General features: G+C 65.7%; 10 protein-coding genes. 3 read left to right on the top strand and 7 right to left on the bottom strand.

From position 1 onward, the window contains the following. Positions 1-40: 40 nt before the first annotated feature. The 5 genes from R3P95_RS02930 to R3P95_RS02910 form a co-directional block, all read right to left on the bottom strand. Positions 41-1,348 carry a replication-associated recombination protein A gene (locus R3P95_RS02930; protein WP_262498356.1) on the bottom strand — a complete coding sequence of 436 codons (1,308 nt, stop codon included), beginning with the start codon at positions 1,346-1,348 and terminating at the stop codon, positions 41-43. Between the two features lie 148 nt (positions 1,349-1,496). Further along, positions 1,497-2,666: a protein kinase family protein gene (locus R3P95_RS02925; protein WP_317547261.1), complete on the bottom strand. Its 1,170-nt coding sequence runs from the start codon at positions 2,664-2,666 to the stop codon at positions 1,497-1,499. 155 nt (positions 2,667-2,821) lie between these two features. Continuing rightward, entirely contained in the window at positions 2,822-3,721 is a 900-nt protein-coding gene (locus R3P95_RS02920; RefSeq protein ID WP_317547260.1) for a transglutaminase family protein, read from the bottom strand. Further along, positions 3,721-6,414, bottom strand: a complete 2,694-nt coding sequence (locus R3P95_RS02915; RefSeq protein WP_394855373.1) for a circularly permuted type 2 ATP-grasp protein — start codon at positions 6,412-6,414, stop codon at positions 3,721-3,723. The genes R3P95_RS02920 and R3P95_RS02915 overlap by 1 nt, the downstream gene beginning before the upstream one ends. A 128-nt stretch (positions 6,415-6,542) precedes the next feature. Next, entirely contained in the window at positions 6,543-9,932 is a 3,390-nt protein-coding gene (locus tag R3P95_RS02910; protein ID WP_317547331.1) for a transglutaminase family protein, read from the bottom strand. 206 nt (positions 9,933-10,138) lie between these two features. On the opposite strand from R3P95_RS02910, the gene R3P95_RS02905 reads away from it, so the two are divergent. Continuing rightward, positions 10,139-10,759 carry an RDD family protein gene (locus R3P95_RS02905; RefSeq protein WP_317547258.1) on the top strand — a complete coding sequence of 207 codons (621 nt, stop codon included), beginning with the start codon at positions 10,139-10,141 and terminating at the stop codon, positions 10,757-10,759. A gap of 126 nt (positions 10,760-10,885) precedes the next feature. After that, positions 10,886-11,995 carry a hypothetical protein gene (locus tag R3P95_RS02900; protein WP_317547257.1) on the top strand — a complete coding sequence of 370 codons (1,110 nt, stop codon included), beginning with the start codon at positions 10,886-10,888 and terminating at the stop codon, positions 11,993-11,995. 67 nt (positions 11,996-12,062) lie between these two features. Here the strand turns inward: R3P95_RS02900 and aspS are convergent, their stop codons facing one another. Continuing rightward, a complete protein-coding gene (gene aspS, locus R3P95_RS02895) occupies positions 12,063-13,847 on the bottom strand; it encodes an aspartate--tRNA ligase (RefSeq protein WP_149405856.1) in 1,785 nt (594 codons plus the stop codon). Positions 13,848-14,017: 170 nt separating this feature from the next. Here aspS and ypfJ point away from each other — a divergent pair, with 170 nt between their 5' ends. Continuing rightward, positions 14,018-14,941, top strand: coding sequence for a KPN_02809 family neutral zinc metallopeptidase (gene ypfJ, locus R3P95_RS02890; protein ID WP_149405857.1), 924 nt, complete (start codon positions 14,018-14,020; stop codon positions 14,939-14,941). 25 nt (positions 14,942-14,966) lie between these two features. Here the strand turns inward: ypfJ and R3P95_RS02885 are convergent, their stop codons facing one another. Next, positions 14,967-15,995 carry an Rv2578c family radical SAM protein gene (locus R3P95_RS02885; protein ID WP_269594187.1) on the bottom strand — a complete coding sequence of 343 codons (1,029 nt, stop codon included), beginning with the start codon at positions 15,993-15,995 and terminating at the stop codon, positions 14,967-14,969. Positions 15,996-16,067 lie beyond the last annotated feature (72 nt).

Here is a 16,067-nt window from a genome sequence, read left to right as displayed (position 1 = left end):
TACAGGTTAGCGTCGTCGGACCCCGCACCGACTCGAGGGCCTATCGGCCTCGGATGATGCGGCGCAGTTTCCCGACCCTGGTCGCGATTTCCCGCTCGGCACCGTGCTCGGTGGGCTCGTAGTAGTTCACGCCCACCAGTTCGTCCGGCGGATACTGCTGCCCCAGTACGCCGCCAGGACTGCTGTGCGGGTACCGATACCCGACGGCGTTCCCCAGCCCTTGCGCTCCCTTGTAGTGGCCGTCGCGCAGATGCGGCGGCACCGACCCCGACTTGCCTGCAGCCACGTCGGCCATGGCGGCACCGAGTGCGCCGATCACGGCACCGGACTTGGGCGCGGTCGCCAGATGAATCGTCGCCTGCGCCAGCGCCAACCGCGCCTCGGGCATCCCGATCATCTGCACGGCGCTGGCAGCGGCCGTCGCGGTCTGCAGCGCCGTGGGATCGGCCATCCCGATGTCCTCGCTGGCGTGCACCACGAGACGTCGCGCGATGAACCGCGCGTCCTCGCCTGCCGTGATCATCCGCGCCAGATAGTGCAGGGCGGCGTCGACGTCGGACCCTCTGATCGACTTGATGAACGCGCTGATGACGTCGTAGTGCTGATCTCCGTCGCGGTCGTAGCGCACGGCGGCCTTGTCGACACTGGCCTCGACCGTCGCGAGGTCGAGCATCCCGTCGGTTGCAGCGCCCGCTGCCGCCTCGAGTGCCGTCAACGCCCGTCGGGCGTCGCCGGCCGCGAGACGCACCAGGTGATCCATCGCGTCCTCGGCGATGGTCACCGCACCGTCCAGGCCGCGCGGATCGTTGGCGGCGCGCGTGAGCAACAACTCGATGTCCTCGGATCCCAGCGGCTGCAACTGCAGAACCAACGATCGGGACAGCAGCGGCGACACCACCGAGAACGACGGATTCTCCGTGGTCGCGGCCACCAACAACACGATCCGATTCTCGACGGCAGCAAGCAGTGCATCCTGCTGGGTCTTGGAGAACCGATGCACCTCGTCGATGAACAACACCGTCTGCTCGCCCGAGAGCAGTCGGCGACGCGCGAGTTCGATGACGTTGCGCACTTCCTTGACCCCGGCCGAGAGGGCCGACAGCGCCTCGAACTTGCGTCCGGTCGCCCCCGAGATCAGCGACGCGAGCGTCGTCTTGCCGGTTCCCGGTGGTCCGTAGAGCATCACCGAGGACGCACCGGAGCCCTCGACGAGGCGGCGCAGTGGAGCACCCGGAGCCAACAGATGAGACTGGCCCACCACCTCGTCGAGGCTCGTCGGACGCATACGCACCGCCAGAGGTGCGTCGGGCCTGACGTAGGTGGACGTGGGACGGGACTCGGCGATCATCGCCTCCGGGGGCGCAGGCGCGTCGAACAGCCCGTCGCCCAACTCGTCGCTCCCCGAGATGTCCCCGCCGGAGAAGTCACTACCGATGCCGCCGCTCACCCGTCGAACGCTACCGATGCGACCGGCGGATGCGCGAACGACGTCTTGCTCAGCGCTCCCACTTGGTGCGCAGAGCGGTACCGACCGACGTCGCGTAGTCGGCGATGCCGGTCTCACCGACACGAGCAGCACTGTCTGCCAGCGCCGTCCACCGCGAGATCAGTGCCTGCGACCGAGGAACCGACAGGTGGTGGGCACGCGCCGCGGCGATGCGCGTGTGGTCGTCGGGCAGGAACCAGTAGGTGCTCAGCCACACCCAGATCAGACGCGCGTCGAGAATCTTGCTCGCCAGCGTGGTGTCGTCGGCCAACGCGGGCCATATGCCCACCACTTCCGAACGCCACGCGTCGATCATCGCCTGCTCTCGAGCGTGCGAGAGGTCGAAGCTGCACAGGCAACCGGGGAACGACGCCAACGCGTAGGTGATGTCGAGGGTGGCGTCACGAAATCCGCCCCACTCGTAATCGAGGAACCGCACGCCTTCGTCGTTGACGATGATGTTGTCGGGACACAGGTCGGACGGGCTGAAGGCGCGGAAGGCACCATGCGCGAACAGCCGTCCGCTGCGAGAGACGCGATCGAGAATTGCATCCGGGGTCGTTCCGACGCCCAGAAGATCGGTCAGCAGCCCGGGGACCTCGGCAAGAGCGTCGGGTATCTGGGCGGAGATCCCGTCGGTGGAGTCGGGTTGTCCCACCCGTCGCAGCAGAGCGGCGAAGTCGTCCTCACGGCCGACGGTGGCGGCGTGCATGCGGCCGAGCGCCTGCGCCATGGCCATCAAGGAATTGGTCACCGCGGCTTCGTCCGAGTTGCGCAGCAGAGTGGTGATGGGACTGGCGTCGCCGAGATCGCTGAGCACCAGCAGTCTCGCGTCGAGGTCGTACGCGTGCAGCTCGGGTCCGGGCCTGCTGTCCGTGGCCAGAGCGTTGGCGAACTGATACGACGCTGCCTCGCGCAGGAAGGCGCTGGAACCGGAGATGTCGGCGAGCTCGGCATGCAGTTCCGATTCGGCGGGCAGGTCCCGGACCTGCTTGATCACCAGGGTGCGGGGCAGCTGAAACGGGTTCTCGGACACTCGGACTCGCAACACGATCGCTTGGCCGCTACCCCCCAGATTCACCGGGTCGATCAACGTCACCGGAGCTCCGGTGCGTTTGGTGAGGAGTCGCTGGGCTGCTGCTACTACCTCTGATACAGGGTCTGCCAGTGTTGCGGTCATCGATATCCAAGCTACCCGTTCGGTGTGTTCTGCTGTGCCGTCTCGGTGACTACGAATGGAGAACGATTGTCCGTTTTGCGGCTTTTCGCACGTTGCATTCGTAGATTCGACCAGATGGTCGGTTACCCCCGAGCCACCGAAGTATGCCGGGTTCGCTACTGCGGTGCAACGTCCACCGATACGGCGATGGTGCTCTCCTCCGCTTCGGTGTAGATCACTCCGCGCAGGGGAGGCACGTCGGCGTAGTCGCGTCCCCATGCCACGGTCGCGTATCGCTCGTCGACCAGCTGATCGTTGGTGGGATCGAAGGCGAGCCACCGATCGTTCGGCATCCACACCGCAGCCCACGCGTGGGTCGCGTCGACACCGATCATCCGCTCCTTGCCGGGCGGAGGCTCGGTTGCGAGGTATCCCGACACGTACCGGGCCGCAAGACCCTGGGACCGCAAGCACGCGATCGCAAGGCGAGCGAAGTCCTGGCACACTCCCGATCTCGCGGCGAGGACGTCGACAACGGTGGTCGAGACCGTCGTCGAGCCGGAGAGATAGCGAAAATCGGTGAAGATCCGATGTGTCAGATCCACGACGACGTCCGCGACAGGACGACCGGGCCAGAAGCTGGGGGCCGCGTAGGCGCGCACCTCGTCGGTGATCTCCGGAGTCGGCAGATCCAGAGCGAACTCCACGGCCGACGCACGGGCCGGATCCGCAGGCACGTTCGCACCGAACAGCGCCATCCGAGCCGACTCCCAGGATGCAGTCGCCGGCCACGACGTCGTCTCGTCCGCCGGACGGGGATAGACCTCCACCAGCGAATCCGCCGTCACCACCAGCTTCTCGTGGTCGTGCGTGACGTGGAAGTACACGTCCTCGTTGCCGTAGACGTCCACGCCGAAGGATTGATCGGTGGGAGCCGGCTCCACCGTCACCGACTTCTCCAGACAGTGCTGCCCGTCCATGTCGCGCGGCGCGAGGAATCCGCGCCCGTAGGACGAGGTGACCCGGTCGGAATACGTGTAGGTGGTGATGTGCTTGATTCGGTACCGACGACTCATCACCGCACCCCGTTCGCAGTTCGGATGTTGGCGCTGCCCCACAGCGGCTGCGTGCCACCGGGCAACGACATGTGCGTGGCGAGGACGACGCGGGACAATTCCTCCAGCGAGTCGTGGATGCCGTCCACCAGCTCGAGCAACTCCACCCGCCTGCCGTTCGCATCGACCGATTCCAGATCGCCCGGGTCAACGCGCCGCAACCGCACCCGCATCTGCTCGACGAGCTGTTCGGGCCGCGACGTACCCGAGGCATCAGGCAACGAACCCAGGTCGTCCCGAAGCCGATCGAGCTGGTAGACCAACGCTCGCGGGTTGCCCTCGTCGAACAACAACAGTTGCGCGACGGCCGCCGGACGTGCGCGCCCGCTGTTGCGTCTGCGGTAGATCACCGAGGACTCGGCCGCGGACAGCACCGAATCGATGACCGCTTGTTCGGTGGAGGGCGTGAGAGCGTGGCTCAGCGTGGCCGAGAGCAGCGCAGTCAGCTGCAGACCACGCTCGATCCGTTTGCCTGCATCCATCAGGTACCAGCCCGCGTCTCGCACCATCGATTCCGATGCCAAGCCGGCCAGCGCAAGCAACCCGCGCAGCACACTCGACTGCGACGACGCCAATTGCGCGCCGTTGTGAACCGGCGACTCGGCCAGCTCCTCGAGCGCGGTGTCGATGCGGTTCAGCACCGCCCAGGTGTCGTTCGAGAGCTGGTCGCGCACCGCGCGCGCCGCTTGCTGCATCCGATCCACCGATTGGGCCAGCGAACCCAGACGTCCCGTCGAGAGCATCAGCGAGCGCATTTCCACGCTCGCATCACTGCGGTTCTTCTCGTCGAGGAACCCCGGCCAGGTCCGCGAGACCTTCGTGACCGCTTCGAGAAGGATCGGCAGACTTTCGCTGCCTTCGAGCCACGGCATCGAGCGATAGTCCTGATTGCGTTCGCGCGCGGCGATGAGCAATCGAGTCATGTCCTCGGCACGCTCGCTGTAGCGGCCGAACCAGAACAGGTCGCCGAGCACACGCGGGGAACTGACGACATCGACGTTGGACGCGGCGTACTGCGGCAACTCCTCCACCGTGGCGGGCGGGGTGTGCGGAGCGGAGTCCGCCGGGGTGACCCGTTCCACCGACTTGACCCACACGTCCTTCGACGCCACCGTGATGAGCGGTTCGGTGACCGGTGCGGTGAGCACCACCTGCCCCAGGCCGCCGCGCATCGGCGTGTACCCGCCCCGCTGGGCAACCGTGAACAGCCGCATCCCCACCTGCGCCGGCGCCACCGACAACTGCGAACCCGAGCCGCCGTCGATCGACGAACCGACCGGAGCCAGTGAGAACTCGGGGACTTCCTGCCCTGTCCACTTCCACGGCTCGGCGAGAATTCGCTTCCACAGCTCCTCCGCGGCGACGTCGGTGAGATCGTGTCCCACCACCGTGCGACGTGAGGTGGTCGAGCGCAGCACCAGCGAACGCATCCGGCTTCCGATGTGCGAGAGCTGATCCGGGTCGCCACCCCAGTAGGTCTGTACCGAACCGAGAATCAGATCCTCGTCCAGCAGGGCACGGCTCAACGCCGGAAGCAACGGAAGCAGAGCCGGGTTCTCGAGCACACCACTACCGAGAGTGTTCACCACGCTCACGGCCCCGCGCCGCAGCACTTCGACCAGACCGACGACTCCCAGATGCGAATCCGGGCGCAGATCGAGTGGGTCGGCGAACTCGGCGTCGACTCGGCGCAGCACCACATCGACCCGGCGCAGCTTGCCGAGCGACCGCATCCACAGACAGCCGTCGCGGACCACGAGATCGGCATTCTCCACTAGAGGAAAGCCGAGAACCGTTGCGAGATAAGCCTGATCGAATGCCGTCTCGGAGTGCGAACCGGGACTGAGCACCACCACGACCGGATTCTCCGCCGATGCGGGCGCCGCATCGCGAAGCGCCAGACGAACCGCCCGAGCGAACGTGGACAGCGGCCTGGGATTGCTGGCCTGGAACAACTCCGGCATCGCGCGCGACATCACCCGCCGATCGGCGAGCGCGTAGCCCACTCCCGACGGTGCCTGCGTGCGGTCGGCGACGACCCGGAATTCGCCGTCGGAACCTCGGGCGACATCGGCGGCATGCATGAACAGCTGATGCGGCCCCGGAACGGTGATCGCATGCGCCGTCCGCAGATAGCCCGGGTTGCCGAAGACCAACTCCGGCGGAATCAACCCCCGACGAACGGTTTCCTGAGCACCGTAGATGTCGGTGAGCATCGCATCGAGCAACATCGACCGCTGAACCAAACCTGCTTCCAGACGGTCCCACTCGTCGGCCGCGACGACCAACGGAACACTGTCCAACCCCCACCGAACAGCACTGGGCAACGCCTCGCTGCCACCCGACGGAATCGGGTTGTACGTGATGCCGTGGTCGTCGACCAAACGGCTCACCCGCGACTGCAACGTTTGCATGGCACCCGAGCCGGCCTCGCGCATACCGTCGACCAAGTCCGCCCAGTGCGGACGGACGGAGTCGTCGGCATCGAGCATCTCGTCGAACCGATCGGCACGACCGGTCACGGCCTCACGCCGACCGCGATACGCGAGCCACGGCGACCCAGCACCACTCGAAACGTCTTCGTTCCTGCCGGCTCCACCCGAAACATCGTCGTTCCTGCCGGCTCCACTCAGGGTGGTATCCACGGGCACCATCGAGCCGTTGTTCCTTCCGTCGGTCGATCACACTCCGCCGCCGGGTGACTCCGCTGCCTGCGGAACCACCCGATACGCGTCGGACCGAGATCGCTACCGGTCGACTCGTTCTCCTGTGCAATCCCGCGTCAGGACGTGATGACTCCGGTCCGGCGCAGGTCGAGCATGCCGGGCGCGGACACATCGATCGCTTGGCGAGCGTGCATCTCGAGCAATCTTGCTACGTCCACCTTGCCCGAGGTGAACCCGCCCTCCTCGAAGCGGCCGTTGCGGCGTGCTTCGGCTTCCACCGAGTTGACCGGAGGCCCCTCGTACGAGCGACCGCCCGGGTGCACGACGTGGTACGAGCACCCGCCGACCGCACGTCCGGTCTGCATTTCCACCAGATCGAAACGCAGTGGACTCTGCACCTCGATCGTCGGGTGCAGAGCGCTCGGCGGCTGCCAAGCGCGGTAACGCACGCCGGCGACCTGCACGTCCTGACGCTCGGTCCGCAACATCGGCACCGGCACCCCGTTGCATGTCACCATGTACCGGCCCGCGTCGGCTCCGGCGACCTGAACCTGGATTCGTTCCACCGAAGAGTCCACGTACCGGGCGGTGCCCGAGGATGTCGATTCTTCGCCGAGGGTGTTCCATGGCTCGATCGCACCCCGCAGCTCGATCTCGGCGTCACCGACCACGGTGGTACCGATTCGAGGGAATCTGAACTCGGTGAACGGATCGAGCCAGCTGGTGTCGAAATCGATGCCGTGCTCGCGGAGGTCCTCGACGACACGACCGATATCGTTGATGACGAAGTGCGGCAACATGTACCGACCGTGCAGATTGGCACCGTGCCGGATGAGAGGTGCCTTCAGCGGGGTGTCCCAGAACCGCGAGACCATCGATCGCACGAGCAGCGACTGCACCATCGCCATCTGATGGTGCGGCGGCATCTCGAACCCGCGCAGTTCGAGCAGTCCCAGTCGTCCGCGAGTGGAATCGGGACTGTAGAGCTTGTCGATGCAGAACTCGGCGCGGTGCGTGTTGCCGGTGATGTCGGTGAGCAGGTGCCGCAGCGCTCGGTCGACGACCCAGGGCGACGCCGATCGGTCGGCCCCGGCCAGTCGCTCGATCTCGCTGAATGCGACCTCGAGCTCGTAGAGCGATTCCTCGCGTCCCTCGTCGGCGCGAGGAGCTTGCGACGTGGTGCCGATGAAGCGGCCCGAGAACAGGTACGACAGCGACGGGTGCCGCTGCCAGTGCGTCAGCAGCGAGACCAACAGGTCCGGCCGACGCAGAACGGGTGAATCCACCGGCGTCACGCCGCCGAGGGTGATGTGGTTTCCACCGCCCGTTCCACGAGTGGTGCCGTCGTTGTCGAATCCCTCTGTGCTCAAACGGGACTGACGCGCCTCGAGGTAGAGACGCTCCATCAGATCGTTCTGTTCCGCCCACGAGGAGGTCGGTTGCACGTTGACCTCGATCACACCGGGATCCGGTGTGACGGTCAGGGTTTGGATACGAGGATCGGACGGCGGACCGTAACCCTCGATCACGACGGGCGTGTCGATGGTCGACGCCGCCTGCTCGACCCGCGAGACGAGATCGACGAAATCGTCCAACCGATCCATCGGCGGCATGAACACGTGCAGGACGCCGTCGCGAACCTCGGCGACCAGTGCGGTGACGGCGGTGCCACCCACCCCGGACGTCTCGTTCACCAACTGCGCGTACCGCGACTCGGCCGGGTTCACCGCTCGCGGCGGTTGCTGAGTCAGCTGCGGTGTGGGCAGATCCGGCTTGGGCGCGGTGGGGTCTGCCGGGTTCTCGACGGGACCGCCGTCCCAGGAGATCGCCCGTAGTGGCAGCCGCAGACCCGCGGGAGAATCGCCCTCCAGCAACACTATTCGGCCGCGGCGCAACTTCCAGTCCGAGCTCTCCCAGCCGGAGCCGTCCTCGGTGCGCGAGATGGGCAGCACGAATGCCGCAGGCTCGTCGGTACTCGCATCGAGCCGTTCGAGCAGTTTCTTTCTGGCATCAGCGGAATCGGCTCCCGGTTCGAGATCCTCGTCGTCGGCGGGCGGATCACCGTAGGGCTGGCGAACCAGGTCCAACAGTTTCACCAACGGGTCCTCGAAGGCGGGACGCGCCTGTGAGGCGGGCAGTCCGAGCGCCTTGACCAACTCGTCGATCAATGCCTGCGACGCCGAATTGTCCACCGGCTCCGGGCGCAGGTCCTCCGCCAACCAGGGATCGGCGATCAGATCGGAGTCGTGCCACAGAGCTTGACCGTCGGTGCGCCAGAACAGTCCCACCTGCCACCGCGGCAGAGGTTCGCCGGGGTACCACTTGCCCTGGCTGCGCTGCACCAGACCGTCCGGTGCGTAGATGGTGCGAAGCCGTTCGGCGAGCACGCTTGCCAGCTTGCGCTTGTGCGGGCCGTCGGCCGTGGTGTTCCACTCGGGCGCTTCCTGATTCTCGATCGCGACGAACGTGGGCTCGCCGCCGACGGTCAACCGAATGTCCTGGTCGAGCATCCGCTCGTCGATCTTCTCGGCTGTGGCCTTGATCGATTCCCACTGCTCGGCGGTGTACGGCAACGTCGTTCGCGGATCCTCGTGGACGCGGACGACAGTGTTCGAGAAGTCGAGTTCGGCCTTGCACTTGCTCGTCGCACCGGAGATGGCGGCGGCAGTCGACGGGTGCGGCGTCGCCGACAGTGGAATGTGGCCCTCGCCGGCGAACAGACCCGATGTCGGGTCCATCCCGACCCAGCCCGCACCGGGGAGATAGACCTCGGTCCAGGCGTGGAGATCGGTGAAGTCCTCCACCGGCCCGGACGGGCCGTCCAGCGACTTGACGTCGGAGGACAACTGCACCAGGTAACCCGAGACGAACCGCGCTGCCAGACCCATCTGACGTAGTACCGACACCAGCAACCACGCCGAGTCGCGGCACGACCCGACAGCGGACGTCAGGGTCAGATCGGGGGTCTGCACTCCGGGTTCCATGCGCACGGAGTACCCGACGTCGCCCATGACGGCTTGGTTTGCCATCACGAGAAAATCGATGGTGCGCAACGACTCTCCGCGTTCGGTGACAGCCGCCTGCAGCTTCTCCACCCAGGCCGAGACCACCGGTCCCGGTCCGGATCCGGCCTTACCCTCGTCCACCGGCCGTAGATACGGCTCGAGGTCGGGAAGGTCGTGCTCTTCGTACGCGAAGCCGTAGTGCTCGGCCCATTCCTCGACGAAGAAGTCGAGGGGATTGATCGACGCCATGTCCGCGACGAGTCCGACAGTGATCGACAGGTGATCGGTTCGCTCGGGGAAGACCACCCGAGCGAGGAAGTTTCCGAACACGTCCTGCTGCCAATTGACGAAATGCTCCGCCGGCTCGATCTTCAGCGAGTACGCCTCGATGGGAGTACGCGAATGCGGTGCCGGTCGCAGCCGAATTTCGTGCGGAAAGATCTTGACGGTGCGGTCGAATCGGTAGCTGGTGCGGTGTTCGAGTGCAACCTTGATGCCCACGGCGAGCCCCTCGTGATAGTCCCGGTATGGGTAGAACACCCAACCCTAGTAGGACCGGGCCCGGTGCGCTCGGCGAGAAATCGTGTCCGAAATGTACTGACCGGGCAGGTGTGTAGTGCTTGACACCCTCTCCGTGGTGGGGTTCGCTCGGCGAGAATCGAGTATTCGTTCGACGCACGCCACACTTTGCAACCAAAGGGAATCTCGTGAGTGACAATTCACCCAACGGACCGCAGTACGGCTCCGATCCGGACCAACCCCAGTACCCCACGAATCCAGCGTCCGGTTACCCACCGCCCGGCAACTACCCACCGCCCGGCAATTACCCGCCCCCGGGCAACTATCCTCCGCCACCGGTAGGCGGAAACGCCGGATTCGGACTGGGCTCGCAGTTGCCCGGCGGCGCGCAGCCCGGCAGCCTCGGATCACGTTTCGCGGCGCGCTTCCTGGACTTGCTCATTCTCGCGATCGTCCAGATCATCCTGTACTTGATTCTCCCCAGCGGGTTCTTCGGAACTTTCCTGATGGGTCTCGCGACTGCGCTCCTCGGCTTCGCGTACTTCACGCTGCTCGAGTCCTCCCGCGGCCAGACTCTGGGCAAGCAACTCCTCGGCCTACGCACCCTCGGCCCAACAGGCGGACTGCCCACTCAGGCCGAGGCGGCCAAGCGCAATGCCTTCCTTCTGCTCAACATCGTGCCGTTCGTCGGCAGTTTCCTGGTGATCGTGGCGTACATCGTCGTTGCGGTGACCATCAACTCCAGCCCGACCAAACAGGGCAAGCACGACGAGATCGCCGGCGGAACCCAGGTCATCAGCATCTCGTAACAACCTGTCCACGCACGAGCGGACCTCCGACATCAGGCGAGGCCCGCTCGTCTGCGTTCACAGTGTTGCGGGGTCTCGGTGCTCCGAACCACCCCACGCGTCCCGACCACAGACCAGGAGAACGACGTGAACGACGATCCGACAGACGAACCGCGGCCCGGCCAGGGTTCCGATCCCGACCGCCCCGAAACGCCGAACACTCCCCCGCCGAACACGGAAAACACCCCGCCGCCTGCCGGCGGTCAGTACCCGCCCCCGCCCGGGAACTATCCGCCGCAGGGCAACTACCCACCGCAGCCACCTCAGGGCGGCTACCCGCCTCCCGGTGGCTACCCACCCCCGCCCGGAAACTACCCGCCCCAGGGCAACTACCCACCACAGGGCGGCTACCCGCCTCCCGGTGGCTACCCACCCCCGCCAGGAAACTACCCGCCTCAGATCGGCGCGCCCGGCAGCTATCCACCGCCACCCAGTGCGTATCCACCCCCGCCCGGCAACTACGCGAACTACGGCAACCAGGGGTACGGGCAGGTGCCGTTGGGTCCCAATCCCGGTCGCCTGGATGTCGGTGCCGCGCTGAGTTACGGCTTTGCCAAGTTCAAGGACAACGTCGGCCCGTGGCTCGCCATCACGGCCATCGTGTGGGCTGTCAGTGCTATCGGAGTCGTCCTGATCTTCGCGTCGACGTTCACCGCGGCGATGGCAGCAGCCGACAGCGGTGACACGACGTTCACGACCACGACATCCGGGGTGGCCGTCGTCGTCACGGCCATCGCCACGTTCGCGTCGTATTTCGTCAACGCCGCCTACGTCCGCGGAGCCCTGGACGAAACCGGTGCTCCCGAGAAACCGTCGTTCGGGCGGTTCTTTCAACTCACCAACGTCGGCCAGATCGCCGTCCTGGCGTTGATCTGGACCGTCGTCAGCGTGGTGCTCGGTTTCATCCCGTTCCTCGGAACGGTCCTTCTGATCGTGATCGGCTTCCTCGCGAACTTCGCCTTGACGTTCCTGATCGATCGCAACCAGTCGGCGATCGAATCCATCAAGTCGAGTGTCGACCTGACCGTCAAGAACTTCGGCCCGCTGCTGCTGCTCCTACTGCTGTTGGCCGCCATCAACATCGCCGGTGCTCTGCTCTGTGGTCTCGGTCTGCTGTTCACCATCCCGATCTCGGTGATCGCGACCAACTACGCCTACCGCGTCCTGACCGGCGGTCCGCTGTCCCCCGCACGCTGACCTGATCCGAACAGAAGAATGTCCCCGTAACGCACTGCGCTACGGGGACATTCGTTTTCGAACCCTTTTAGGCCTCGGCTGGTTCTTCCTTCTTCTCCGGCTTGAAGTCGACGCCCGATTCCTTACGCTGCTGCGGCGTGATCGGTGCGGGCGCGTCGGTCAACGGGTCGATGCCGCCGCCGGACTTGGGGAACGCGATGACCTCTCGGATGGAATCGACTCCGGCGAGCAGCGCGGTGATGCGATCCCAGCCGAACGCGATGCCGCCGTGCGGCGGTGCGCCGTACGAGAAGGCATCGAGAAGGAAGCCGAACTTCTCCTGTGCTTCTTCCTTGCCGATACCCATGATCGCGAACACCCGTTCCTGAATGTCCTTGCGGTGGATACGAATACTGCCGCCGCCGATCTCGTTTCCGTTGCAGACGATGTCGTAGGCGTAGGCAAGAGCAGATCCGGGGTCGGTGTCGAACGTATCCATCGACTCCGGCTTCGGAGAGGTGAACGCATGGTGCACCGCCGTCCACGCACCGGATCCGACGGCCACGTCCCCACTGGCTGTGGCGTCGGACGTGGGCTCGAACAGCGGGGCATCGACGACCCACACGAACGCCCACGCCTTCGGGTCGATCAGATCGAGCTTACGAGCGATCTCGCCGCGCACGGCACCGAGCAATCCACGGGATGCCTTGACAGGGCCGGCGGAGAAGAAGATCGCATCGCCGTTCTTCGCGCCGACATGTGCGGCGAGGCCGTCGCGCTCGGCGTCGGTCAGGTTCTTGGCAACCGGACCACCCAGCGTGCCGTCCTCACCGACGAGAACGTACGCGAGGCCTTTGTGGCCACGCTGCTTGGCGAATTCCTGCCATCGGTCGAGCTGCTTCCGGGGCTGGCTCGCGCCACCGGGCATGACGACCGCACCGACGTACGGGGCCTGGAACACCCGGAAGGTGGTGTCGGAGAAGAAGTCCGTGCACTCGACCAGTTCGATCTCGAAGCGAAGATCAGGCTTGTCCGAACCGTAGCGCCGCATGGCCTCGGCGTAGGTGATCCGGGGAATCGGATCCGTGAAGTGATGCCCGACGAGCTTCCACAACGATGCCAGGATCTCCTCGGCCAGCAGGATGACGTCGTCCTGAGTGACGAAGCTCATCTCGACGTCGAGCTGAGTGAACTCCGGCTGACGGTCGGCGCGGAAATCCTCGTCTCGGTAGCACCGGGCAATCTGGTAGTAGCGCTCGATACCGCCGACCATGAGCAGCTGCTTGAACAGCTGCGGGCTCTGCGGCAGAGCGTAGAAGCTACCCGGCTGCAACCGCGCCGGCACCAGGAAGTCGCGGGCACCTTCAGGGGTGGATCGCGTGAGCGTCGGAGTCTCGACCTCGACGAACTCGTGGTGCGCGAGCACCGAGCGGGCGGCGGCGTTGACGTGCGAGCGCAGGCGAATGGCATGCCCGGGGCCCTCACGACGCAGATCGAGGTAGCGGTACTTCAGACGCGCTTCTTCGCCCGGCTGGTCGTCGAGCTGGAACGGCAGCGGTGCCGCCTCGGACAGGACCTCGATCTCGGAGGCCTCGACCTCGATCGCACCGGTCGGGATCTCGTAGTTGGCGTTGCCCTCGGGGCGGCCCTCGACCTTGCCGGTGACCTTCACGACGTATTCGGCGCGCAGGCGATGGGCCTGCTCGAGTGCTGCTCCCTCACGGAAGACGACCTGGGACACACCGGACGCGTCGCGCAGATCGATGAAGATGACGCCGCCGTGATCGCGTCGGCGGGCCACCCATCCCGTCAGCGTCACGGTTCGGTCGACGTGCTCGGGGCGTAATGAGCCGGCGAGGTGGGTGCGCAGCACGGGTGTCCTTTCGAGAAAAATCCGCTGATCGTGTTCTTCGCTCACCGATCCTACGGAGCACATGACCGTAGAAGGAAACGAGATCGCGACGCGGCATGCGAAGCTATGGCCGACAGCAGCGATGTGCGTTCTCGCCACAGGGTGGGAGCTCGGCGGAGAGGAACTCGGGCATGACCTTCAGAGAAGGTTCGCGGATGGAGCGGGGTCGAGTCTCCGTCGGCGGCAGCGGTGGCGGCGGACGCGGTGGCAAACTCGCAATCGGCGGCGGTGCAGGCGGCCTGATCATCATCGTCATCGCGCTGCTCTTCGGCGGAGATCCCGGTTCGATTCTCAATCAGATCAGTGGCGGTGACAGCTCGGCGGGGCAGGTCGACTCCGGCACCTCGGGGACCCTCGAGGGCTGCGAGACCGAGGCGGAAGCGAACAGCAAGATCGACTGCCGTATCGGATTTACGGTGTCGAGCCTGGACACCGTCTGGGAATCTCAGCTGCAAGCGCAGACCGGCGTCGCCTACGTTCAGCCCGGCGTGAATCTGTTCTCGGGAGCAACCAACACCGGCTGCGGCAACGCCACCAGCGCCGTCGGGCCGTTCTACTGCCCCGCCGATTCCACCGCCTACTTCGACACGAGCTTCTTCCAGGTTCTCGTCGACCAGTTCGGCTCCAGCGGCGGCCCCCTGGCGCAGGAGTACGTGGTGGCCCACGAGGTCGGCCACCACCTGCAGAACCAACTGGGCGACATAGGCCGCGCGCAGGCCGATCCGCAGGGACCCGAGTCCGGTGGCGTCAAGGTGGAGTTGCAGGCCGACTGCTACGCCGGAATCTGGGCACACTACGCAGCCGACACGGTCGATCCGGACACCGGGGTTCCGTTCCTGGAGCCGCTGACCACCACCGACATCGACGACGCTCTCTCCGCCGCGTCGTCGGTGGGCGACGACCGAATTCAGCAGGCATCCACCGGCAGCGTCAACCCCGAGGGCTGGACGCACGGTTCGTCTGCACAGCGACAGGCATGGTTCACCGCGGGCTACGAGACCGGGCAGGTGGCGGCCTGCGACACGTTCTCGGCAGGCGACCTGAACAATCCCTGAACCCGAAGTAGTCAGAACGACGTATTCAGAACAAGGTGAGGGCCGGCCCCGAGGTCACCGACGCTCGGGGTTCGGCAGGCTCGTTGACCGGCAGCGAGCGGGTCTGCTCTGGGGCGAACCCGTACTTGTCGAGCAACGGATCGATGCGGCCACGTAGCCACTGCTTGTACTCCGGAGTCACGTACGCCCCGTGCCCGTAGAGCTGACGGTACCGCCGCACCAACGCGGGGTGCTCCTTCACCAGCCAGCTCATGTACCAGTCTTTGGTGCTCGAACGCAGATGCATCGGCAGGGCCGTCACGGTCGTCGCACCCGCCTCGGCCAGAGCACCGATGAGGCCGTCCAGTTGCTTGGCCCCGTCGGTGAGAAACGGAATGACCGGTGCCACCAGAACTCCGCACTCCAGTCCGGCGTCGCGGACCGCTCGAACGAGGTCCAATCGCGCTCGCGGACTTGGGGTTCCGGGCTCGAGCTGCTTCTGCAGGTCGGCGTCGTGAATAGCGAGGCTGATGCTCACGTGCACGTCGACTTGCTGGGCGGCCAACGTCAACAGAGGTAGATCGCGTCGCAAGAGTGTGCCCTTGGTCAGAATCGAGAACGGAGTGCCGGATTCGGTCAGTGCCCGAATGATGCCGGGCATCAACCGATATCGGCCCTCCGCGCGTTGGTAGGGGTCGGTGTTGGTTCCCAGCGCCACCGGCTCACGCTTCCACGATCGCCGCGAAAGCTCCTTGCGCAGAACGGCCGCGACGTTGGTCTTGACGACGATCTGCGAGTCGAAGTCGTTGCCGGAGTCCAGATCCAGGTACTCGTGCGTCGGGCGGGCGAAGCAGTATCGACATGCGTGCGAGCATCCGCGCATCGGGTTGACGGTCCACGAGAAGGGCACCTGCGATTCGCTCGGGACCTCGTTCAGGGCGCTCTTGCACAGCACCTCGTGGAAGGTGATGCCCTCGAACTCCGGCGTCTGTACGCTGCGGACCAAACCCGACCGCTCGAGCCCCGGTAGCGCCCCGTCGTCCGCGGCGTCGAGAGTCTGGCCCGCCCATCGCATGCACACAGTCGAACATTTGTTCTATGTCGTGTCAAGGCCGGCTCGCCCCGGCCGATCCCCGCTCGGGTGTGG

Source organism: Rhodococcus cercidiphylli, assembly GCF_033042225.1.
Taxonomy (GTDB): Bacteria; Actinomycetota; Actinomycetes; order Mycobacteriales; family Mycobacteriaceae; genus Rhodococcoides.
Note: the sequence above shows the minus strand (reverse complement) of the source record. Positions and strands in the feature narration are given on the sequence as shown.